The 20352-nt window shown below is 68.5% G+C and carries 17 protein-coding genes; 10 read left to right on the top strand and 7 right to left on the bottom strand.

Annotation, left to right across the window (positions count from 1 at the left end):
- Nucleotides 1-1124: acyl-CoA dehydrogenase family protein (locus A5704_RS06020; RefSeq protein WP_197508454.1), on the bottom strand; the 1124-nt coding region annotated here is incomplete at its 3' end.
- Between the two features lie 129 nt (nt 1125-1253).
- Here A5704_RS06020 and A5704_RS06015 point away from each other — a divergent pair.
- Nucleotides 1254-2369: an esterase-like activity of phytase family protein gene (locus A5704_RS06015; protein WP_067748484.1), complete on the top strand. Its 1116-nt coding sequence runs from the start codon at nt 1254-1256 to the stop codon at nt 2367-2369.
- Here A5704_RS06015 and A5704_RS06010 read toward each other — a convergent pair.
- Both A5704_RS06010 and A5704_RS06005 read right to left on the bottom strand, forming a co-directional pair.
- The gene (locus A5704_RS06010; RefSeq protein WP_067748580.1) at nt 2345-4726 is read right to left on the bottom strand and encodes an ATP-binding cassette domain-containing protein; all 2382 of its coding nucleotides are present in this window, start codon (nt 4724-4726) and stop codon (nt 2345-2347) included. The genes A5704_RS06015 and A5704_RS06010 overlap by 25 nt on opposite strands.
- Nucleotides 4727-4806: 80 nt before the next feature.
- The gene (locus A5704_RS06005; RefSeq protein WP_067748486.1) at nt 4807-5280 is read right to left on the bottom strand and encodes a MarR family winged helix-turn-helix transcriptional regulator; all 474 of its coding nucleotides are present in this window, start codon (nt 5278-5280) and stop codon (nt 4807-4809) included.
- A gap of 193 nt (nt 5281-5473) precedes the next feature.
- Here A5704_RS06005 and A5704_RS06000 point away from each other — a divergent pair, with 193 nt between their 5' ends.
- The 4 genes from A5704_RS06000 to A5704_RS05985 are packed head-to-tail and all read left to right on the top strand — an operon-like array spanning nt 5474 to nt 10570.
- The gene (locus A5704_RS06000) at nt 5474-7444 is read left to right on the top strand and encodes an ABC transporter ATP-binding protein (RefSeq protein ID WP_156737620.1); all 1971 of its coding nucleotides are present in this window, start codon (nt 5474-5476) and stop codon (nt 7442-7444) included.
- The gene (locus A5704_RS05995; RefSeq protein ID WP_067887874.1) at nt 7441-8292 is read left to right on the top strand and encodes a CbiQ family ECF transporter T component; all 852 of its coding nucleotides are present in this window, start codon (nt 7441-7443) and stop codon (nt 8290-8292) included. Before A5704_RS06000 ends, A5704_RS05995 begins: the two co-directional genes overlap by 4 nt.
- Before the next feature lie 21 nt (nt 8293-8313).
- Entirely contained in the window at nt 8314-8772 is a 459-nt protein-coding gene (locus A5704_RS05990; RefSeq protein ID WP_067887871.1) for an SRPBCC family protein, read from the top strand.
- Nucleotides 8765-10570, top strand: a complete 1806-nt coding sequence (locus tag A5704_RS05985) for a sulfatase-like hydrolase/transferase (RefSeq protein ID WP_156737618.1) — start codon at nt 8765-8767, stop codon at nt 10568-10570. Before A5704_RS05990 ends, A5704_RS05985 begins: the two co-directional genes overlap by 8 nt.
- Nucleotides 10571-10625: 55 nt before the next feature.
- Here A5704_RS05985 and A5704_RS05980 read toward each other — a convergent pair whose 3' ends face one another.
- The gene (locus A5704_RS05980) at nt 10626-11072 is read right to left on the bottom strand and encodes an Lrp/AsnC family transcriptional regulator (RefSeq protein WP_067748496.1); all 447 of its coding nucleotides are present in this window, start codon (nt 11070-11072) and stop codon (nt 10626-10628) included.
- A gap of 122 nt (nt 11073-11194) precedes the next feature.
- On the opposite strand from A5704_RS05980, the gene ddaH reads away from it, so the two are divergent.
- From ddaH to A5704_RS05960, 4 genes are read left to right on the top strand one after another with little or no spacing between them, the layout of a single operon-like run.
- Nucleotides 11195-12052, top strand: a complete 858-nt coding sequence (gene ddaH, locus A5704_RS05975) for a dimethylargininase (RefSeq protein ID WP_067887865.1) — start codon at nt 11195-11197, stop codon at nt 12050-12052.
- Nucleotides 12049-13281 carry an ornithine--oxo-acid transaminase gene (rocD, locus tag A5704_RS05970; RefSeq protein WP_067887862.1) on the top strand — a complete coding sequence of 411 codons (1233 nt, stop codon included), beginning with the start codon at nt 12049-12051 and terminating at the stop codon, nt 13279-13281. Before ddaH ends, rocD begins: the two co-directional genes overlap by 4 nt.
- Nucleotides 13282-13340: 59 nt before the next feature.
- Nucleotides 13341-14753: an amino acid permease gene (locus tag A5704_RS05965; protein WP_067748582.1), complete on the top strand. Its 1413-nt coding sequence runs from the start codon at nt 13341-13343 to the stop codon at nt 14751-14753.
- The gene (locus A5704_RS05960; protein ID WP_067887859.1) at nt 14750-15628 is read left to right on the top strand and encodes a universal stress protein; all 879 of its coding nucleotides are present in this window, start codon (nt 14750-14752) and stop codon (nt 15626-15628) included. The genes A5704_RS05965 and A5704_RS05960 overlap by 4 nt, the downstream gene beginning before the upstream one ends.
- Here A5704_RS05960 and A5704_RS05955 read toward each other — a convergent pair.
- From A5704_RS05955 to A5704_RS05945, 3 genes are all read right to left on the bottom strand, one after another.
- A complete protein-coding gene (locus A5704_RS05955; protein WP_067887856.1) occupies nt 15625-16962 on the bottom strand; it encodes a sugar ABC transporter substrate-binding protein in 1338 nt (445 codons plus the stop codon). The two genes, A5704_RS05960 and A5704_RS05955, sit on opposite strands and share 4 nt — an antisense overlap.
- A gap of 79 nt (nt 16963-17041) precedes the next feature.
- Complete coding sequence (locus A5704_RS05950) at nt 17042-17857, bottom strand: carbohydrate ABC transporter permease (RefSeq protein ID WP_067887853.1); 816 nt, start codon at nt 17855-17857, stop codon at nt 17042-17044.
- Nucleotides 17844-18728, bottom strand: a complete 885-nt coding sequence (locus tag A5704_RS05945; RefSeq protein ID WP_067748507.1) for a carbohydrate ABC transporter permease — start codon at nt 18726-18728, stop codon at nt 17844-17846. Before A5704_RS05945 ends, A5704_RS05950 begins: the two co-directional genes overlap by 14 nt.
- Nucleotides 18729-18787: 59 nt before the next feature.
- Here A5704_RS05945 and A5704_RS05940 point away from each other — a divergent pair, with 59 nt between their 5' ends.
- Nucleotides 18788-20305 (top strand): TldD/PmbA family protein, encoded by a 1518-nt coding sequence (locus A5704_RS05940; protein ID WP_067887883.1) that lies wholly within the window; start codon nt 18788-18790, stop codon nt 20303-20305.
- The last annotated feature ends 47 nt before the right edge of the window (nt 20306-20352 follow it).

Raw genomic sequence — 20352 nt, 5'->3', positions numbered from 1 at the left:
TCGCGCTGCTCGTCGGCGTCCACCGCGTCCGCGGTCTGGATGTCGTGACACTTGCTGACCAGCTCGTTCTGGGCGAACTGCAACGCGTACGACTTCGCAATCAAGGGGAACAGCCGGCGCTGGTGCACCAGGTAGTCCATGATGAGCACTTCGGACTCGTCATCGGGCGCGCTGAACTGCTTGCGCTGCAACGCATATCGCGTGGCAATGTCCAGCGCGACGCGGGCGGCGGCGCCGGCGCTGCCGCCCACCGTGATCCGTCCGCGCACCAATGTGCCCAGCATGGTGAAGAACCGGCGGTTGGTGTTCTCGATCGGCGAGGTGTAGGTGCCGTCCGGCGCCACGTCGCCGTATTTGTTGAGCAGGTTCACCCGCGGGACCCGGACGTGGTCGAACACGATGCGACCGTTGTCCACGCCGGGGAGGCCGCCCTTGTACTCGCAGTCCGACGTCGTCACGCCGGGCAGGTCATTGCCCTCCGCGTCGCGAATCGGCACCAGCACGCAGTGCACGCCGTGGTTGACCGGTTCGCCGTCCTCCGTCGTGATCAGCTGGGCGAATACCGCTGCCATGGTGGCCGTTTCGGCCGCCCCGCCGATGTAGTCCTTACGGGCGGTGGGCGTCGGAGAGTCGATGATGAATTCCTCCGTGGCCGGGTCGTAGGTCGCGGTGGTCTCCAACGACTGAACGTCGCTGCCGTGTCCGGTCTCGGTCATCGCAAAGCAGCCCCGCAATTCGAGGCTGATGATCTTCTTCACGTACGCCTCGTGGTGGCGCTCGGTGCCCAGATTTTCGACGGCACCGCCGAACAACCCCCACTGGACGCCGGCCTTCACCATCAGCGACAGATCCGACATGGCGAGCATCTCGATCATTGTGATCGCCGCACCGATGTCGCCGGTGCCGCCGTGCTCCTTGCGGAAGTTGTCGGCGGCGGCACCGAAGGCGGCCATGATCCTCATCTGCTCGGCCACCTTGGTGCGCGCAATCACGGTGTTCGGGGTGTAGTGCGGCCGGAAGAGGTCCTCGCTCATGGTGGACCGCAGCTGGTTTTTCGTGTCGCGCCAACGCCCGTCGAGGGCGTTGCGCAGCTGGTCGGCAATGGTGGTGGTCTTTGGCGCCATAACCCGACCGTATCCTGCGGCTCGCGCTGCGGGAATAACAACCCGACCCGTTTTCGCCGACGACACATCCGGGGCCGGGCCGTGCCCCGTTTTCACCCAGCCGACCGGATCGGCGATACCTTCTCCGGTATGGCACATCGGGTCCGCGCGGCGTGCGCGTTGCTCGCCCTGGCGCTCGCCGGCTGCGCGCCGGCGCACCCGCACGCCCCGGCGGCCCCGCCGCGGCCGATGTTGGCCTATCTCGGTCAGGCGCAGGTTCCGTTCAATGCGAGCTTCGACGGGACGGTCATCGGCGGTTTGTCGGCGCTGAGCTATGACGCGGGCCGTCAGCTCTATTACGTCATCAGCGACGACCGCTCGAAGAAGAACCCGGCCCGGTTCTACACCGTGCAGTTGTCCCTGTCGGACAGGGGAATTGACAGGGTCACCTTCACCGGCACCCGTCCGCTGCTGGACCGTACCGGTCAGCCCTTCCGGCCGCTCACCCTGGATGTCACGCCACCGGTCGTCCCGCCGGACCCCGAGGGCATCGCGTTCGACCCCGCCCGGCAGCGGCTGTACTGGTCCTCCGAGGGCGAACGGATCACCTCCGGGCCGGTGTTGCTCGACCCCTGGATCCGGACCGCCGCGCTCGACGGCGCCTACCTCGGCGAGTTCACCCTGCCGGCCAATCTGGCGATGTCCACGCAGAACGTGGGCCCTCGCCGGGATAAGGCTTTGGAGGGTCTGGCGCTGACACCCGACGGCCGGACGCTGTACGCCGCGATGGAGGACCCCGGTTACAACGACGGCCCGACCGGCGGCGACGGTCACCGTGTGCTCACCCGGATCACCAAATTCGACGTCGCCACCGGGGTACCGACCGCCCAGTACGCCTACCCGATGGAGCCGCCCGTCCCGCCCGCCGAACTCAACGGCGTCTCCGACCTGGTCGCGCTGTCGGACACGACGTTTCTGGTGATCGAACGGGCCGCCGCCACCCCGCCGACCGTGCGGATCTACCGGGCCGAGATCGGCTCCGCCACCGACGTTTTGGCGCTCCCGTCACTGGGCGCGGACGTGACCCCGATGAGCAAGACGCTGGCGGTCGACTTGTCCGCCACGCCGGGACTGTCGCCGCTGGACAATGTCGAGGGCATCACGCTGGGACCGAAGCTGCCCGACGGTCGCCAGTCGGTGGTGCTGGTCAGCGATAACAACTTCTCCCCGAGTCAGGTCACTCAGTTTCTGTTGTTCGCGATGTGAGGGTCCCGCGGCCGCAGCCGGTAGAGGGTGAAGCCGGCCGCCGCGACGCCGAGCAGGACAAGCATCGTCATGTCGAACAGCCACCAGCCGCTGTAGTGGGTCCACGTCTGGCAGTCGGCGGCCAGGGGGTCGACGCGGCGCAGGTTGGCGGTGGACGCCGATGCGGCGAAGCCCCAGCGGGCGGGGACGAACCAGGAGATCTGTTGCAGGCCCCACTTGCTCACCAGCTGAACGAGGCTCCCGTTGAAGAGCGCGGAGGCCAGGATCACCGGAAGCAGCAGCGGCAGGACTTCGCGCAACGACTTGCCCATGGTCGACAACGCCAGCCCGACCGCCGCGGACACGATGGCCGTCACCGCCACGCTCACGTACAGCTCGAGGGTGGCGTTGTGCAGCAGGGCCGCGCCACCCGCCGGTCCGCCCTTGTCGGCGATGACAATGGCGAACACGATGGCCGTCAGGATCGCCGCGGCGAGGCTGAACACCAGGATCTTGGCGGCCAAATAGGCCACGGTCGACAGCCCGAGCGCCTGCTCGCGGCGGAAGATGCGATGCTCGCGCACCACAGTGCGGATCGTCAGCGCGGTGCCGATGATCACCGCGGCGAGGTTGAGCGCGGCCAGGATCTCGATCGCTTCGTGCGGGTGGGCGTCGCCGGCATGGGGCCGGGTCAGGCCCGAATCGCCCGGGATCAGCAGCGTCAGACCCGCCAGTGCGAACGGCAGGAGCACCAGGAACCCGACGTAGAGGCGGTCGGCGAAGAGCAGCCGGACGTCACGACGGGCCAGCAGCCGGATCTGACGACCCAAGGGGGCTTCGGCGGGCGGCGGCGCCGGTGGCGCGATCTCGGGCGGCGGGGGAGCCGCCGGGGGACGGGCGCGAAATGCGCGGTGGACGCCGTCGGGGTCGGCGCTGACGCGGGCCAGCACTTGCGGCCAGTCGGCGGTGCCCAGCGCGGATTCGACGTGTGCGGGCGGCCCCAGGAACGCCGTCGTACCGGCCGAGCTCAGCGTCAGCACCTCGTCGCACAGGTCGAGGTTCGCCAACGACGTCGGCGACGACACGGCCGCCACCACCACGCAGCCAATGTCGGCCTGGCGCCGCAGCATCGCCATGACGTGACGTTGTTGCTCCGCATCCAGGCCGGCGGTCGGCTCGTCGACGACGAGCAGCGTCGGCCGGGTGAGCAGCTCGACCGCCAGCGCGGCACACCGGCGCACCTCGGGCGAAAGCTTGCCGATCCGGGTGGACCGGTGCTCCGAGAGATCCAGTTCCTCGAGGACTTGGCCGATCACGCGGTCGCGTTGCTCCGGTGAAACGTCCTGCGGCAGGCGCAGTTCGGCGGCGTACGCCAACGCCTTTTCGACGGTGAGCTGGCGGTGCAAGCGGTCCTCGGGCGAGACGATGCCGATGCGGGTGCGCATCGACGCCGGCTCCGCATGCACGTCGTGGCCGTCGACCGTGACGCGCCCGGAGCTGGGTTGCCGGGTGCCGGCGAGCAGCCCGAGCAGGGCGGAGTTGCGGTTGGCCGACGGCCCGACGACGACTGTGAACATGCCCGGACGCGCCGAGAACGAGATGCCCGACAACATGTCGCGCCCGTCTACCGTCAGCCCGAGCTGGTACGCGGTCACCCCGAGGGTGCGGGCCTCGGCTTTGAGCGGCAATCGATAAGTGGCATTTCCAGATTCCGCGGCGCCGACGGCCGCACGCGGAACGCGGAGTTTCGAGGTGATCATCCGCTCGATCAGGCCCGGTGCCTTCGCCTGCGCATCCGCCGCCAGGATCGGCTCGACTGGCGGTGGAACGGGCGGTGTCGGCTGCGGGTGGGCGGGACGTTCGGCCGCCGGCGGTTGCGGGGGCACCACGCGCATGCGCTGGGTCTCGCGCTCGGTCGGGGCCAGCGGGCTCGGCTCGCCCGGATGAGCGGGGGGCGGGGGGAAGGGAGGAGGCGCCGGGGCCTGCCGCGGCGGGTAAGCGGGCGGTCGAGGCGGGGTTTGACGAGGCGGGCCGGCCGGGTGAGCGATCTCGAAAACCAGCCGCGGACCGCGCTGCGGATCACCGACGCTGATCGCCTGGCCGTTGCGAATCGCGACGGTCGAGGCCCGTGCGCCGTCGACGAAGATGCCGTTGTGGCTCAGGTCGATCGCCACCCAGTGAGTGCCCGCGAACCGCAGCACCACCTCGGGGCGGGGCGCCGGGGGCGGCGAGGTCGGAGTTCCGAGGCGCTCGAGGGCGATGTCGCTGCCCGGGCCGTAGCCGACGATCACGTCGCGGCCGGGGGAGAAGTCGAATCGCGCCGACCCGACCCACACGGTCAACGGGGAGGCTCTGAAACCGGAAGCCTCGGGCCGCATGGCCGCCACCTTTCGTCGCACCGGTCAGATCGACCTAGTGTCTACCCGCCGGCCGTCGTCCATCCACGTGGGTCCGCCCGTCACAGCGCGTTGCGGCGCCCCGCCAGCGACGCGTTGTCGAGAAGCCGGCGCAAGACCTCGACCGCGTCGGTCAGCACCTGGCGGTCGCCCGGCTCGAGCAACGCCAGTTGCGGTTCGATCGCGGCGGCACGGTCGGCGCGAACCGCGTTGAGCGTGCGCTTGCCCTGGGGGGTGATGCGGATGCGGACGGCGCGGGCATCCCCCGGGTCGACGGTTCGGGTGACCAGGCCGGCGTCCTCGAGCCGGCGCACCTGGGTCGTCATGGTCGGTTGTGAGCAGTGATCGACCGCCGCGAGGTCGCCGATCCGGGCTTCGCCGTGGGCTTCGATGGAGGCGAGCAGTCTGGCCTGCGCCGCCGGCAGCGGCATTTGGATGCGCTGGGTGGCCAGCCTGTTGAGCCGCGCCACCACGGCGAGCAGATCCGCTCCCAGCTGCTGGGCCTCGATGTTTGCGGTCTCGACAACTCTGTCCATGTGTCCATAGTTCCATAGCTTTGCTAAGCGAGGCGAAGACGCGCGGTCCGAATGGTGTCGGGAGTGTCGAGTGTGACGAACCGAGTTGGGACCACGGCCTGGCAGAATCGGTGAAGTGAAAGTCCGCCACCCCGTCCGTGCGCGCCGTCGGGGCGGACCTTTACATCCGGCGGAATTGGCCCAGGCCTCGGTCATGGGGGCGCTTTGCGCGGTGATCGCGATCATCGCCGGTGTCATCCCGTTCGCCCAAGGATTGGCGCTGCTGGGCACGGTGCCGATGGGGCTGCTGTCCTACCGTTACCGGTTCCGTGTGCTGGTGGCCGCGACGTTTGCTGCCGGAATGATCGCCTTCCTCATCTCCGGAGTGGGCGGCGCCGTGACGGTCGTCAACTGCGCCTACATCGGCGGCCTGACCGGATTCGTCAAGCGCAGGGGCAGGGGCACACCCACGGTGCTCGTCTCCTCCCTGATCGTCGGGGTCGCCGTCGCCGGGGCGACTGTCGGTGCGTTGGCCGTGCTGAACCGGTTGCGGCATCTGATCTTTGAGGTGATGTCGGCGAACGTGGACGGAATGGTCGCGTTCCTGGACCGGGTGAATCTGCGATGGCTCGGCGCCGACGTCAAGCGGTGCTTCGACTTCGGGCTGCATTACTGGCCGTGGCTGATGCTCGGCTACGTCACCTATGGGGTCATGGTGTCGTCGTGGATCGGTTGGTGGGCGCTTTCCCGCCTGCTGGACCGGATGGGCAACGTGCCGGACGTGCACAAGCTCGACGCGCCGGACGAGCCGCCCGGCGCAGCGATCGGGCCCGTTCCGGTGCGGCTGGATAGGGTGCGGTTCCGCTACCCCAATGCCAGGCAAGATGCCTTGCGGGAGCTCAGCCTCGACCTTCAGGTCGGAGAACATGTCGCCGTCGTCGGCGCCAATGGGTCGGGCAAGACCACGTTGACGCTCATCTTGGCGGGCCGGCAACCGACGTCGGGCACGGTGCACCGCCCGGGCGCGGTGGGGCTCGGCATGTTGGGCGGTACGGCGCTGGTTCTGCAGCACCCGAAGAGCCAGGTCTTGGGAACCCGCGTGGCCGATGATGTGGTGTGGGGGCTGCCCCCGGGAACCGAGGTCGACGTCGACCATCTGCTGCAGGAAGTCGGTCTCGGGGGTTTCGCCGAGCGCGATACCGGCGGCCTGTCCGGCGGCGAACTGCAACGCCTCGCCCTGGCCGCGGCGCTGGCGCGGGAACCGGCGCTACTGATCGCTGACGAGTTCACCAGCATGGTCGACCAGAGGGGCCGAGAGGTCCTGTTGAACGTGCTGGCCGGCCTTCCCAAGCGGCATCGGACCGCCCTGGTGCACATCACGCATTTCGACAACGAGGCCGCGTCGGCGGACCGGACCATCAACCTGAGTGACTCCCCGGATAACACCGGCATGGTCGAGACGGTTCCGGCCCCGCTGCCTGCCACCGCGTTCCGGCGCGGCCCAAGCAAGCCGGTGCTGGAAATCGTTGGCGTCAGCCACGAATACAACAGCGGGACACCGTGGGCGAAGACCGCCCTGCGCGACATCAATTTCGTCGTGGAACAAGGCGACGGGATTTTGATTCACGGTGGCAACGGCTCGGGCAAGTCGACGCTGGCGTGGATCATGGCCGGACTGACCGTTCCCACGGTCGGCGCCTGCCTGCTCGACGGTGAGCCGATCCGGGATCACGTCGGCGCGGTGGCGTTGTCGTTTCAGACGTCGAGGCTGCAATTGATGCGCAGCCACGTCGGCCTGGAAGTTGCTTCGGTGGCGGGCTTTTCGCCCCACGACGAAGGCCGGGTGATCGCCGCCCTGGCGGCGGTCGGGCTGGAACCCGCGATGGCCAGGCGGCGCATCGATCAGCTCAGCGGCGGCCAGATGAGACGGGTGGTGCTGGCCGGACTCCTGGCGTGCTCGCCGCGCGTGCTGATCCTCGACGAGCCGCTGGCCGGGCTGGACGTCGGGAGCCAGCGCGGCCTGCTGCGGCTGCTGGCGGATCTTCGCCGTCACCGCGGGCTGACCGTCGTCGTCATCTCGCACGACTTCGTGGGCTTGGAAGCCGTCTGCCCGCGAACCCTGCACGTGCAGAACGGCGCCCTGCAAACGGTGTCGGCCAGCGCGACGGCCGGGGGTGTGTCGTGACCGCACCTTCGTCCCCGACGCGCGGCAAGGAGCGGCGCACCGCGCGCCCGGTGGTGCTGTTGGTTCCGGTGCCCGGCGGGTCCGCGATCCACAGCCTGTGGGCCGGCACCAAACTTCTCGTGGTGTTCGGTGTTGCGTTGTTGCTGACCTTCTACCCGGGCTGGGTGACGATCGGGTCGGTGGCCGCGTTGGTGATGACGGCGATCTGGATCGCCCACATTCCCCGCGGTGCGCTCCCGTCGGTGCCGCGCTGGCTGTGGGTCCTCATCGCGTTGGGCTTCGTGACGGCCGCGCTGGCCGGTGGTAGTCCGGTGGTGTCGATCGCGGGGGTTCACCTGGGGCTCGGCGGGGCGTTGAACTTCCTGCGGATCACCGCGTTGTCCCTCGTCCTGCTCGGTCTGGGGGCGATGGTGTCCTGGACGACCAATGTCGCCGAAATCGCCCCGGCGCTCGCGGTTTTGGGCCGCCCGCTCAAGCTGGTGCGGATCCCGGTGGACGAGTGGGCGGTGGCCCTGGCCCTGGCGCTGCGCGCCTTCCCGTTGCTGATCGAGGAATTTCAGGTGCTCTACGCCGCTCGTCGATTGCGGCCCAACCACATGGCACCGACGCGTAAGGCCCGGGTCAAGCAGACGGCCGGCAACTCGATCGACCTGGTGGCCGCCGCCATCGTGGTGACGTTGCGCCGCGCCGACGAGATGGGTGATGCGATCACCGCCCGGGGCGGCATCGGCCAACTCTCAGCCGCTCCGGCCCGGCCGAAAATGGCCGACTGGTTGACGCTCGCGGTGACTATCGCGGTGGGCGGTGCCGCGGTGGCGATCGAGACGATATTCCACCTGACTCGCTGATCGTTCGCGTAGCGTGAGCGCGTGGCCGACATACGCCGGACTCGCTCGATCGCGGCCCGCATCGGCGACATCTGGGAAACCCTTGCGGACTTCGGGTCGATCAGTTCGTGGGCCGGCAACGTCGACCACTCGTGCATCCTGTTCTCCGGACCCAACGGATCCGCCGTCGGCACCGCCCGGCGCGTCCAGGTCAAGCGCGACGCGCTCGTCGAGCGCATCACCGAGTTCGACCCGCCCCGCGCCCTCGGCTACGACATCGAAGGCCTGCCCGCCCGACTCCGCAGGGTGTCCAACAGCTGGACGCTCGAATCGACCGCCGGCGACTCGGCCACCACCCTGGTCACCCTCACCAGCACGGTCGAAATCGGGCCGCACGCAATGCAAAAGCTCGCCGAGCGCGCCCTGTGCCGCTTTCTGGCGCGCCAGTCCGAACTGATGCTCGCCGGCCTCGCCGACCGATTGGAGCATGCCCGTGTCTGACCGCCCCGATGTCATCGTCATCATGACCGACGAGGAACGCGCGGTACCGCCCTACGAGGCCCCCGACGTGCTCGCGTGGCGCGATCGAACGCTGACCGGCCGCAAGTGGTTTGACGATCACGGTGTCAGTTTCACGCGGCACTACACCGGCTCACTGGCCTGCGTGCCGAGCCGACCGACCATCTTCACCGGGCAGTACCCCGACCTGCACGGCGTGACCCAGACCGACGGCATCGGAAAGACCGCCGACGACTCACGGATGCGCTGGCTGCGTGCGGGCGAGGTTCCCACGCTCGGAAATTGGTTCCGGGCGGCCGGTTACGACACCCACTACGACGGCAAGTGGCACATTTCGCACGCCGATCTCCTCGAGCCCCGGACCGGTCGGCCGTTGGCGACCAATGACGACAACGGGGTCGGCGACGCCGCCTCCGTGCGGCGCTATCTGGAGGCAGACCCGTTGGGCCCCTATGGTTTCTCCGGCTGGGTCGGGCCCGAGCCGCACGGGGCGGCACTGGCCAACGCCGGTGTGCGGCGTGACCCGCTGATCGCGGGCCGGGTGGTCGCCTGGCTGGCCGACCGCTACGCCCGCCGCCGCGCCGGCGACCCCGCCGCCTTGCGGCCGTTCCTCCTGGTGGCGAGCTTCGTCAATCCCCACGACATCGTGCTCTTCCCGACGTGGTCGCGGCGGAGCCCGGTCAAGCCGTCGCCGCTCGACCCTCCCGCGGTGCCCGCCGCACCGACCGCGGACGAAGACCTGTCCACGAAGCCCGCCGCGCAGATCGCCTTTCGCGAGGCGTACTACTCCGGCTACGGCCCCGCGGCCGCGATTGACCGAACCTACACGCGCAACGCGCAGCGCTACCGCGACCTGTACTACCGGCTGCACGCCGAGGTGGACGGACCGATCGATCGCGTCCGGCGGGCCGTCACCGAAAGCGGTTGGGGCGAGGCCATATTGGTGCGCACCGCCGATCACGGCGACCTGCTGGGGGCCCACGGCGGTCTGCACCAGAAGTGGTTCAACCTGTACGACGAGGCCACCCGCGTCCCCTTCGTCATCGCGCGGGTCGGCGAGCGCCGCACGCGACCACGGCGCGTCACGGCGCCGACCTCGCACGTCGACCTGGTTCCCACGCTGCTGGCGGCCGCGGGCGTCGATGTCGCGGCGGTCTCGGCAACGCTGGCCGAGTCGTTCTCCGAAGTGCACCCGCTACCCGGACGGAACCTGATGCCCGTCGTGGACGGTGCGCCTGCCGACGAGACCCGCGCCGTCTACCTGATGACCCGCGACAACATGCTCGAAGGGGACAGCGGTGCTTCGGGATTGGCGCGCCGCTTGCAGCAGACGGTCAATCCGCCTGCGCCGCTGCGCATCCGGATCCCTGCACACACCGCCTCCAACTTCGAGGGGTTGGTTGTCCGCGTCGACGAGGCGACCGCCGCCGGTGCCGCAGGCCACCTGTGGAAGCTGGTGCGCACCTTCGACGATCCGAGCACCTGGACCGAACCGGGGGTGCGGCACCTGGCGGCCAATGGGCTTGGGGGAGAGGCGTACCGGACGTCTCCCCTCGACGATCAGTGGGAGTTGTACGACCTGACCTCGGACCCGGTCGAGGCGGTCAACCGCTGGGCCGACCCTGACCTGCACAGCCTGCGTCAGCACCTGCGGACGCAGCTCAAACACGCGCGGGCCGAATCGGTACCCGAGCGAAACCGGCCGTGGCCGTATGCGTCTCGCCGGCCGCCTAGATCACGTCCGTCACGGCTCAAGCGCCTCTTCCGCCGGCGGACGTAACGCCAGGGCGGAAACTCGGCCCGAATTGCGCCATGGCGTTACGCGCGCCGCGCCGCTAGGTGCGCATCCTGTCGATGAGATTCGACAACACCACGATGCTCTCGCTTCTCTCGATGTCCGCGCTCGACCGGATGCGCTCGAGGGCGGCTTCCAGGTGCCGCATGTCGCGCGCCAGCACGTGCAGGATCGCATCCGACGTGCCGGTCACCGTCGCCGCGCTGGCCACCTCGGGGATGTCGACCCAGGCGGCGCGCAGCCGGTCGGGCGCGATCGTGCCGTGGCAGAAGACCTGCACGTAGGCCTCGGTGTTCCAGCCGAGTGCGTTGCGGTCGACGACCGTGGTGAAGCCCTTGATGACGCCGGTGTCCAGCATCCGGTCGACCCGGCGCTTGACCGCGGGCGCAGACAGATTCACCTTCTCGCCGATTTCGGCGAACGTGGCCCGCGCATGCTCGGTCAGTTCGGTCAGGATGCGGGAGTCGGTCTCGTCGAGGCGCTCCATCGCCCTCCGTTTCGGTCGTGCGCAACAAATCGATGCCAGCAGCAGTCTAACGCAATAAACCGCGCATAGACACGCAACAGCTAGCGTTTGATTGTGTACCGAGGCGCCAATACCGTTGATTTATGACGGAACAGTACGTCGCGGCGCCTGCGCCCTCCCCGGCGCGACCGGGGCACATTCGAACGCCAACCGCCCGCCGCTACGCGATGACGCCGCCGACGTTCTTCGCGGTCGAGTACGCGATCAACCCGTGGATGGACACCTCGACGCCGGTCGACGTCGGGCTCGCGCACGCGCAATGGGAGGCGTTGCGCGCGACCTACCGCCGGCTGGGCCACCGGGTGGACGTGATCGAGCCCGCGGCCGGACTGCCGGACATGGTGTACGCCGCCAACGGCGGATTCATCGCCGGCGACGTCGCGATCGTCGCGAAGTTTCGATTCGCGCAGCGCGCCGGTGAATCGCGCGCCTATGCCGCCTGGATGTCATCCATCGGGTACCGGCCGGTGTGCACCCGTCATGTCAACGAGGGGCAGGGCGACCTGCTGATGGTCGGGCAAACGGTGTTGGCGGGCTACGGATTTCGCACCGACCGGCGCGCACACCCGGAAATCTCCGCGGCGCTTCGCCTGCCCGTCGTCTCACTCGAATTGGTGGATCCGCGTTTCTACCATCTCGACACCGCGCTGGCCGTGCTCGACGACCACACGATCGCGTTCTACCCGCCGGCGTTCAGCGCCGCCGCCCAGGATCAACTGCAGGCGTTGTTCCCCGACGCGATCGTGGTGGGAAGCGCCGACGCGTTCGTCCTCGGCCTCAACGTCGTGTCTGACGGACGGCGCGTCGTCTTGCCCGCGGCGGCAACCGGATTCGCCGCGCAACTACGTGCCGCGGGCTTCGAGCCCGTCGGCGTCGACCTCTCTGAGCTCCTCAAGGGAGGCGGTTCGGTCAAGTGCTGCACATTGGAGGTCTTTCCATGACGATCCTCGCCCCGACTCCGACCGAAACCGATGCCGCCATCGAGCTGGTCGAACGCCATGCGGCGCACAACTATTCGCCGCTGCCGGTGGTGGCCGCCAGCGCGGAGGGCGCATGGATCACCGACGTGGAGGGTCGGCGTTACCTGGACTGTCTGGCCGCCTACTCGGCGGTGAACTTCGGCCATCGCAACCCGGAGATCACGGCAGCGGCCCACGCCCAGCTCGACACCGTCACGCTGGTGAGCCGCGCTTTCCATTCCGACACCCTTGGCCCGTTCTGCGCCGCTTTGGCCCGGCTGTGCGGCAAGGACTTGGTGCTGCCGATGAACTCGGGCGCCGAAGCCGTGGAGAGCGGTCTCAAGATCGCCCGCAAGTGGGGCGCCGACGTCAAGGGCGTCCCCGACGGTCGCGCAAACATCATCGTGGCCGACAACAACTTTCACGGTCGCACGATCAGCATCGTCAGCTTCTCCTCGGATCCCACGGCGCGGGACGGTTTCGGGCCGTTCACGCCGGGGTTCCGCTCGGTGCCCTTCGGCGACGCCGACGCGCTGGCGTGTGCGATCGACGACGACACGGTCGCTGTGCTGCTGGAACCGATTCAGGGCGAGGCGGGCATCGTCGTTCCGCCCGACGACTACCTGCCCGCCGTTCGCGCCGTGTGCAGCGAGCGCAACGTGTTGATGATCGCCGACGAGATCCAGTCCGGCCTGGCGCGTACAGGCCACACATTCGCCTGCGACCACTGGGGCGTGGTGCCAGACGTCTACCTGCTCGGTAAGGCGCTGGGCGGCGGCGTGGTCCCCCTGTCGGCGGTGGTCGCCGACCGCGAGATCCTGGGCGTGCTGCATCCCGGTGAACACGGCTCCACCTTCGGCGGTAACCCGTTGGCCGCCGCCATCGGCACCACCGTGGTGTCCATCCTGCGGCGCGGAGAATTCCAGGCCCGTTCGGCGGTTTTGGGGGCACACCTGCACGCGCGTCTGCGCGCACTGCTGGGTCACGGCGTGCTGGAGGTGCGCGGGCTGGGGTTGTGGGCCGGGGTCGACGTCGACCCGCGGCTCGGGACGGGCAAGCAGATCAGCCTTCGACTGGCCGACCGGGGCGTGTTGGTGAAGGACACGCACGGCTCGACGTTGCGGTTCGCGCCACCTTTGGTGATCGGCGAGCAGGAGATCGACTGGGCGATCGAGCAGTTCGCTTCTGTGCTGCGGGAGGCTGGCCCATAATCAGCTGATCGAGCAAGGAGGGGTAATTGCAACCCACGTCGATCAGCCTGAAGGAGCAGATGCTGCGGCGCCGACCGGTTGTCGGCACGCCCGTCGCGTACGGGGCCGCGGACCACCTCAAGCGGAGCATCGGCACTTTCCAGCTGACCATGTTCGGGGTCGGCTCGACGGTCGGGACGGGCATCTTCTTCGTCATGTCCCAGGCCGTGCCCGAAGCCGGCCCCGCAGTGATCCTCTCCTTCCTCATCGCCGGGGTCGCGGCCGGACTCGCGGCGATCTGCTACGCCGAATTGGCTTCGGCCGTGCCGGTTTCCGGGTCGTCGTACTCGTACGCGTACACCACCCTGGGCGAGGTGGTGGCGATGGGGGTGGCGGCCTGTCTGCTGCTCGAATACGGAGTCTCGACCGCCGCCGTCGCGGTCAACTGGAGCGGCTACCTCAACAAGCTGCTCGGCAACGTCTTCGGCTTCCAGTTGCCGCACGCGCTGTCGGCCGCGCCGTGGGATGCCAGGCCGGGCTACGTGAACGTGCCCGCGATCATCTTGATCGCGATGTGCGCGTTGCTGCTCATCCGAGGCGCCAGCGAATCGGCCAGGGTCAACACGATCATGGTGCTCGTCAAGCTGGGCGTGCTGATCATCTTCGTGATCGTGGCGTTCACGGCGTTCGACGCGCACCATTTCCACGACTTCGCGCCCTTCGGCGTTGCGGGAATCGGCTCGGCCGCCGGCACCATCTTTTTCTCCTATATCGGGCTTGACGCCGTGTCCACCGCGGGTGACGAGGTGAAGGACCCGCAAAAGACCATGCCGCGCGCGCTGATTGCGGCTCTGGTGACCGTGACGAGCGTGTACGTGTTGGTCGCGGTGGCCGCGCTGGGGACCCAGCGCTGGCAGGACTTCGCCGGGCAGCAGGAGGCCGGGCTGGCCACCATCCTCGACAACGTCACGGGCGGCAGCTGGGCCGGCACCATCCTGGCTGCGGGCGCGGTGATTTCGATCTTCTCCGTCACCCTGGTCACCATGTACGGGCAGACGCGGATCCTGTTCGCGATGGGCCGCGACGGCCTGCTGCCCACCCGATTCGCGCGGGTGAACACGCGCACGATGACGCCGGTGGGCAACACGGTGATCGTCGGCGTCGCGGCCTCCGCCCTGGCCGCCTTCATACCGCTGGACAAGCTCGCGGACATGGTGTCCATCGGGACGCTCACCGCGTTCGTCGTCGTCTCCGCCGGAGTGATCATCTTGCGCGTGCGCGAGCCCGACCTGCCGCGCGGCTTCAAGGTGCCCGGTTATCCTGTCACGCCCGTCCTTTCGGTGTTGGCGTGCGGATACATCCTCGCGAGCCTGCATTGGTACACCTGGATTGCCTTCGGTGGCTGGATCGCGCTCGCGTTAGTCTTCTACTTCGTGTGGGGCCGCCATCACAGCGCGCTCAACGCCGAAACGCTCGAGCGGGACGCGCTGTGACCGTCGTCGTGGGCTACCGGGCCGGCAAGGTCGGGCTCTCCGGGCTGCATCTGGGCGTGCGCATCGCGCGGACCCGCGGCACCTCGATCACCGTGGCGACCATCGTGCCCAAGCCGTGGCTGACACCCTCGCGCGCCCGCGTCGACGCCGAGTACGAACTATGGGCCGACACCATGGCCGCGGAGTCGGCGAAGGAGGCCGCCCGGTTAATGGAAACGGTGGGTGACGGGATAGACGTCACGTACCTGCACCGCGCGCACGGATCGGTATCCGGGGGACTCCTCGAAATAGTCCACGAGGTCGACGCCGACGTGCTCGTGCTGGGCTCCTTGCCCAGCGGTGGGCGCGGGCAAGTGCTGATCGGCTCGACCGCCGACTGGCTACTGCACGCCTCGCCCGTGCCGGTGGCGATCAGCCCGCGCAATTACCGCTCGCACCAAGGCAAGTTGACCCGGCTCAGCTGTGCCTATTCGGCCACCCCCGACTCGGTCGACGTGGTGAAGCGCTGCTATGACTTCGGACAGCGATTCGGCGTGCCGGTGCGAGTGATCACCTTCGCCGTTCGCGGCAAGACGATGTATCCCCCGGAGGTCGGGCTCGAGGTCGAGGATCAGGTGCTGGCGGCCTGGGCCGCCCAGGTGCGCGACATCCTCGAGGAACTCAAGACCGACCAGATCGTGAGCGAAGACGTTGCGCTGCAGGTGGTTACCGGACGCAGCTGGAAAGAGGCGCTGGCGAAGGCGGATTGGCAGGAGGGCGAGATACTCGCGCTGGGCACCCGGCCCCGCGGTGACATCCGGCGGGTCTTCCTCGGTTCGCGCAGCGCCAAGATCATCCGGGAGAGCCCGGTGCCTGTGCTGGTGCTGCCCGGCTAACGTTGCGCCGCGGCGTTGGCGGCCGCTTGCGCTCGTTTCAGAGTTGCCGCGACATCGCCCCGGCCCAGGAACATTTCATCGAAGTACGGCCGCAGGGCGTCGTTGCCAGCCGCGAAGCCCGCACCGCCGGGTGCCGGGATGCGCGGCCCGTTGAGCACGGCGAAGAAGGGCGTGACGTCGACGCCCCGGGCGGCCCAGTAGTCGAAGTAAACCGGTTGGGCCGACAGGACCGCCGGGATGGCCGCGCCCTCGCGCCCGAGGAACTCGTTGCCCTCCTTGCTGCCCATCCAGGTCAGGACCTGACGCACCGCTTCGGGATGTTTCGTCGCGGCATTGCCCGCCGCCGCAATGCCATTGGTGACGCTCACCCGGCCCACCGGGCCGGCCGGCATCATCGTCACGCCCCAGCGGAAGCGGGCATCGCGGGCCACCGGCGCCAGGTTGTAGGTGCCGGATTGGAAAAGCGCCATCCTGCCGGCCAGGAACTGGTTGCGGGAGAAGTCCCCGTTGTCGTTGGTGTCCGAGGCGGGCGGCGCGACGTGGTCGTCGTTGATCAGGCCAACCAGGTAACGGAAGGCCCGCACCGCACCCGGATTGTCGAACGCGAACTGGTCGCCGCGCTGGAAAATCCCGCCGGCCGAACCGATGTAGTTGAGGTAGATGCCCTGCGGGTCGTTGGCGGCGTTGTAGCCCCACTGCCGAACCCGTCGGGCGTCGAAACCGGCTGTGTTTCCGGCGTGTCCGTCCGCGTCCACCGTGAGCCGGGCCAGCATGGGCCGCAACGTGTCACCGCCGTCAGCGCTCCACCGCAAACCGCTCAGCTGGGCCGGTTCGACACCGGCCGCGGCGAGCAGGTCCGCGTTGTAGTACAGCGCGATCCCCGCATCGGTCAGCTGCGGCACACCCCACAGCACGCCGCCGCGGGTGAATTGGTCGACGACCGCCGAATCCCACGCCGAGGCGGACCCTGGCTTGAGGGCGGCGCCGATGTTCATCAGCCGGCCGCTGTCGGCGTAGGCGGCCAGGTAAGCGTTGGAGAGCCAGAAGATGTCGTCGGCGCTACCGCCGGCGACATCGGTGCGCAGCGTGTCGAAGTACGTCGAATACGACACCACGCTGGTGTGCACCACGATGTCGGGATGCGCGCGGTTGAACGCCGCGAAGGACTGCCGGTAGGCCGCGGCGATCTGGTCGGCCCAGACCCGCACCGTCACGACGACCTTGCCGCCCGGGGGCTGACCGGAGTAGTCGAGCAACACCGCGGTCGCGCCCAACAGACCAGCCACCAGGGCGAGCGCCCCGGCCATCAGCGTCGACACGCGAGGCCGGCTCATGATGTGCGCCCAGATTGCCGTGGTGGTCGTAAGGCGCCGAAAATCACAGCCCTGACCGCAATCTCGATGCGCGGCCTGGTCATTTGAGGCCCGAGACGACGATCGAAGTGACGATGTGACGCTGGAAGACCACGAACAGCGCGATCAACGGGACGATGGCGACCGTCGTCGCCGCCATCACCAACGTCCACTGGGCGTTGAACCGCGACTGCAAGTCGGCCGTCGCCACCGTGAGCACCCGCCACTTGTGGCCGCTGGTGATCACCAGCGGCCACATGAAGTTATTCCACTGCGAAACCACGGTGATCAACGTCAGAGCCGCCAGGACCGGCCGGCTGGACGGGATGACCACGTGCACGATGACGTCCAACGTGTTGGCGCCGTCCAGGTGGGCGGCGTTGACCAAGTCGTTCGGGATGATGCGAAAGTGCTCGCGTAGCAGGAAGATCGCGTACGGCGAGCCGAACATGAAGGGCAGCACCAACGCCCAGAACGTGTTCCGCAGGCCGAGCTGGGCCATCATCAGATACAGCGGCACCACCGTCACCGTCCCCGGCACCATCAACGTCGCGATGTACACCCAGAACAGCGCGTCGCGCCCGGGAAAGTCCAACCGCGCGAACGCGTATCCCGCCAGCACCGAAAAGGTCATCTGGCCCAGCAGGATCACGGCGGTCATCAACGCGGTCACGGCGGCCGCCCGGCCGAATCCGGCTCCGCCCAGGTCGGCGTAGTTGGCGAGCGTGAACGGCCGCGGCAGCTGCAGGGGCGTGCCCGTGGCGAACTGGTGCGCCGAGGTGAACGAGGTGAGCAGGCCAAGAGCGAACGGCGCCAAGGTGATCAGCGCACCGAGGATGAGCCCGGCGTAGATGACGAGCCGACTAGGTGAGGTCATAGCTGATCCGCCGCCGGAAATACAGGTGTTGCACCATGGTGACGCCGATCAGGATGACGAACAACACCACCGCCATCACCGACGCGCGCCCGATGGCCGCGGAGCCGAACGCCTCGGCGTAGATGCGGTGGGCCACCAGGTCGGTGCTGCCGCCGGGTCCGCCGCCGGTCAGCGCGTAGACCATGTCGAAAACCTGTGCGGTACTGACGATCCCCGTTACGAGGACGAAGAACGTGGTCGGCCGCAGCATGGGCAGGGTGATGCGCCAGAACCGTTGCCAGGCGGTCGCGCCGTCGGTGCGCGCGGCCGCGTGGATGTCGTCGGGGATGGCCAGCAAGCCCGCCAGGAACGACAGCGAGACGTATCCGACGTTCGTCCATACGACGACGGCCGAGACGAGCGGCAGCGCGAAGCTGGGGTCCGACAGCCACTCGATGCTGTGGCCCAGCAGGGTGCTGACGGCGCCGTCGGTGGGAGCAAGAATCCAGCGCCACAGCACCGCGATCGCCAGCGGGGCGCAGATCCAGGGCAACACGTAGAGGGTGCGGAACAGGCCGGTGCCGGGAAGCTGGCGGGCCAACATCGACGCGGCCAGCAGACCCAGCACCGTCTGCGCCGGAACCACGATCGCCACGAAGAGGGCGGTGACGATCAGCGAGTTGGCGAAGGTGCGATCGGTCAGCACCGACCGCCAGTTCGACAGGCCTACATAGTGCAGCGGCCCGAGCAGGTCCCATCGGTACAGGCTCAACCAGATCACCACGAGGATGGGCAGCAGCAAGAAGGCGAGCACACCGAACAGGCTGGGCGCCAGCAGGGCATAGCCCAGCGCGGTGGAGCGAGGCTGTGTCCTCCGGACGCCGCTGGCCATGGAGGTAATTAAAGCGGGCGGCGCCCGGGTTTGGGGTGAACGGCCGTTACGGTGGAACGGTGACACCGAACCGGGGGATCGATGCCGACTTCCTCAACCTGCCCCGCCATGAGCTGGCCGATGCCGCGCTGTCATCGGCCACCGCGGCCGGTGCCAGCTGCGCCGACCTGCGGGTTCACCGCATCGTGTCCGAGATCATCCAGCTGCGCGATGGTGAGCTGGAGACGGCGGTCGTCAACCGCGAGCTCGGGTTGGCCGTGCGGGTGATCGTCGACGGCACGTGGGGATTCGCCTCGCACGCGGAGCTGGCGCCGTCGGTCGCGGCCGAGACCGCGCGGCACGCCGTGCAGGTGGCCACCACCCTGGCGACGCTGAACCGTGAGCGCGTCGAGCTGGCGCCTGAACCGGTGTACGCCGACGCCACCTGGATTTCGAATTACCGGACCGACCCGTTCAGCATCCCGGTGGCCGACAAGATCGACGTGTTGGAGGACTACTCCGGCCGGCTGCTCAGTGCCGATGGTGTCGACCACGTGTCGGCCATCCTCACGGCCGTCAAGGAACAGTCGTTTTACGCCGACACGTTCGGGTCGTCGATCACCCAGCAGCGGGTGCGGGTGCAGCCCTCGCTGGAGGCGGTGACCGTCGACGCGGCGGCCGGCAGCTTCGACTCGATGCGCACGCTGGCGCCGCCGACCGGGCGCGGCTGGGAAGTGCTGGCCGGCGACGAGGTGTGGAACTGGACGGACGAGCTGGCGCAATTGCCGTCGCTGCTCGCCGAGAAGGTCAAGGCGCCCAGCGTGATCGCGGGGCGCACGGACCTGGTGATCGACCCGTCCAACCTATGGCTGACGATCCACGAATCCATCGGGCACGCAACCGAATACGACCGGGCCATCGGCTACGAGGCCGCCTACGCCGGAACGTCGTTCGCCACGCCCGACAAACTCGGCACCATGCGGTACGGCTCACCGGTGATGAACGTGACCGCCGACCGCACCGTCGACCACGGCCTGGCGACCATCGGTTACGACGACGAAGGCGTGGCGGCGCAGAGCTGGGATCTGGTGCGTGACGGCATCTTTGTCGGATATCAGCTCGATCGGGTGTTCGCTCCGAGACTTGGACAACCGCGGTCCAACGGATGCTCGTATGCCGATTCGCCGCATCACGTGCCGATCCAACGGATGGCCAACGTGTCGCTGCAGCCGGCGCGCGAGGACGTCAGTACCGCCGACCTCATCAGCCGTGTGCAGGACGGCATCTACATCATCGGCGACAAGTCGTGGTCAATCGACATGCAGCGCTACAACTTTCAGTTCACCGGCCAGCGGTTCTTCCGCATCCGCGACGGCCGCCTGGACGGCCAGCTGCGCGACGTGGCCTATCAGGCCACCACCACCGATTTCTGGAACTCGATGGAAGCCGTGGGCGGCCCGTCGACGTGGCGGCTCGGCGGCGCATTCAACTGTGGGAAGGCCCAGCCCGGTCAGGTCGCCCCGGTCAGCCACGGCTGTCCGTCGGCGCTGTTCCGCGGCGTCAACGTACTCAACACCCGGACCGAGGGCGGCCGATGATCCGCGCCGGCGACGATGCAGAACGAAGCGATGCTGAGGAGCGGCGC

Source organism: Mycobacterium sp. E735 (genome assembly GCF_001666955.1).
Taxonomy (GTDB): domain Bacteria; phylum Actinomycetota; class Actinomycetes; order Mycobacteriales; family Mycobacteriaceae; genus Mycobacterium.
The sequence above is the reverse complement of the archived record's forward strand: the minus strand, read 5'-3'. Positions and strand labels throughout refer to the sequence as shown.

What these genes read in the sequence shown, in the direction of transcription:
- A5704_RS06015 (WP_067748484.1), top strand. Translation starts at nt 1,254, where the DNA reads ATGGCACATCGGGTCCGCGCGGCGTGCGCGTTGCTCGCCCTGGCGCTC.
- A5704_RS06010 (WP_067748580.1), bottom strand. Translation starts at nt 4,726, where the DNA reads ATGCGGCCCGAGGCTTCCGGTTTCAGAGCCTCCCCGTTGACCGTGTGG.
- A5704_RS06005 (WP_067748486.1), bottom strand. Translation starts at nt 5,280, where the DNA reads ATGGACAGAGTTGTCGAGACCGCAAACATCGAGGCCCAGCAGCTGGGA.
- A5704_RS06000 (WP_156737620.1), top strand. Translation starts at nt 5,474, where the DNA reads ATGGGGGCGCTTTGCGCGGTGATCGCGATCATCGCCGGTGTCATCCCG.
- A5704_RS05980 (WP_067748496.1), bottom strand. Translation starts at nt 11,072, where the DNA reads ATGGAGCGCCTCGACGAGACCGACTCCCGCATCCTGACCGAACTGACC.
- ddaH (WP_067887865.1), top strand. Translation starts at nt 11,195, where the DNA reads ATGACGGAACAGTACGTCGCGGCGCCTGCGCCCTCCCCGGCGCGACCG.
- rocD (WP_067887862.1), top strand. Translation starts at nt 12,049, where the DNA reads ATGACGATCCTCGCCCCGACTCCGACCGAAACCGATGCCGCCATCGAG.
- A5704_RS05965 (WP_067748582.1), top strand. Translation starts at nt 13,341, where the DNA reads ATGCTGCGGCGCCGACCGGTTGTCGGCACGCCCGTCGCGTACGGGGCC.
- A5704_RS05955 (WP_067887856.1), bottom strand. Translation starts at nt 16,962, where the DNA reads ATGAGCCGGCCTCGCGTGTCGACGCTGATGGCCGGGGCGCTCGCCCTG.
- A5704_RS05950 (WP_067887853.1), bottom strand. Translation starts at nt 17,857, where the DNA reads ATGACCTCACCTAGTCGGCTCGTCATCTACGCCGGGCTCATCCTCGGT.
- A5704_RS05945 (WP_067748507.1), bottom strand. Translation starts at nt 18,728, where the DNA reads ATGGCCAGCGGCGTCCGGAGGACACAGCCTCGCTCCACCGCGCTGGGC.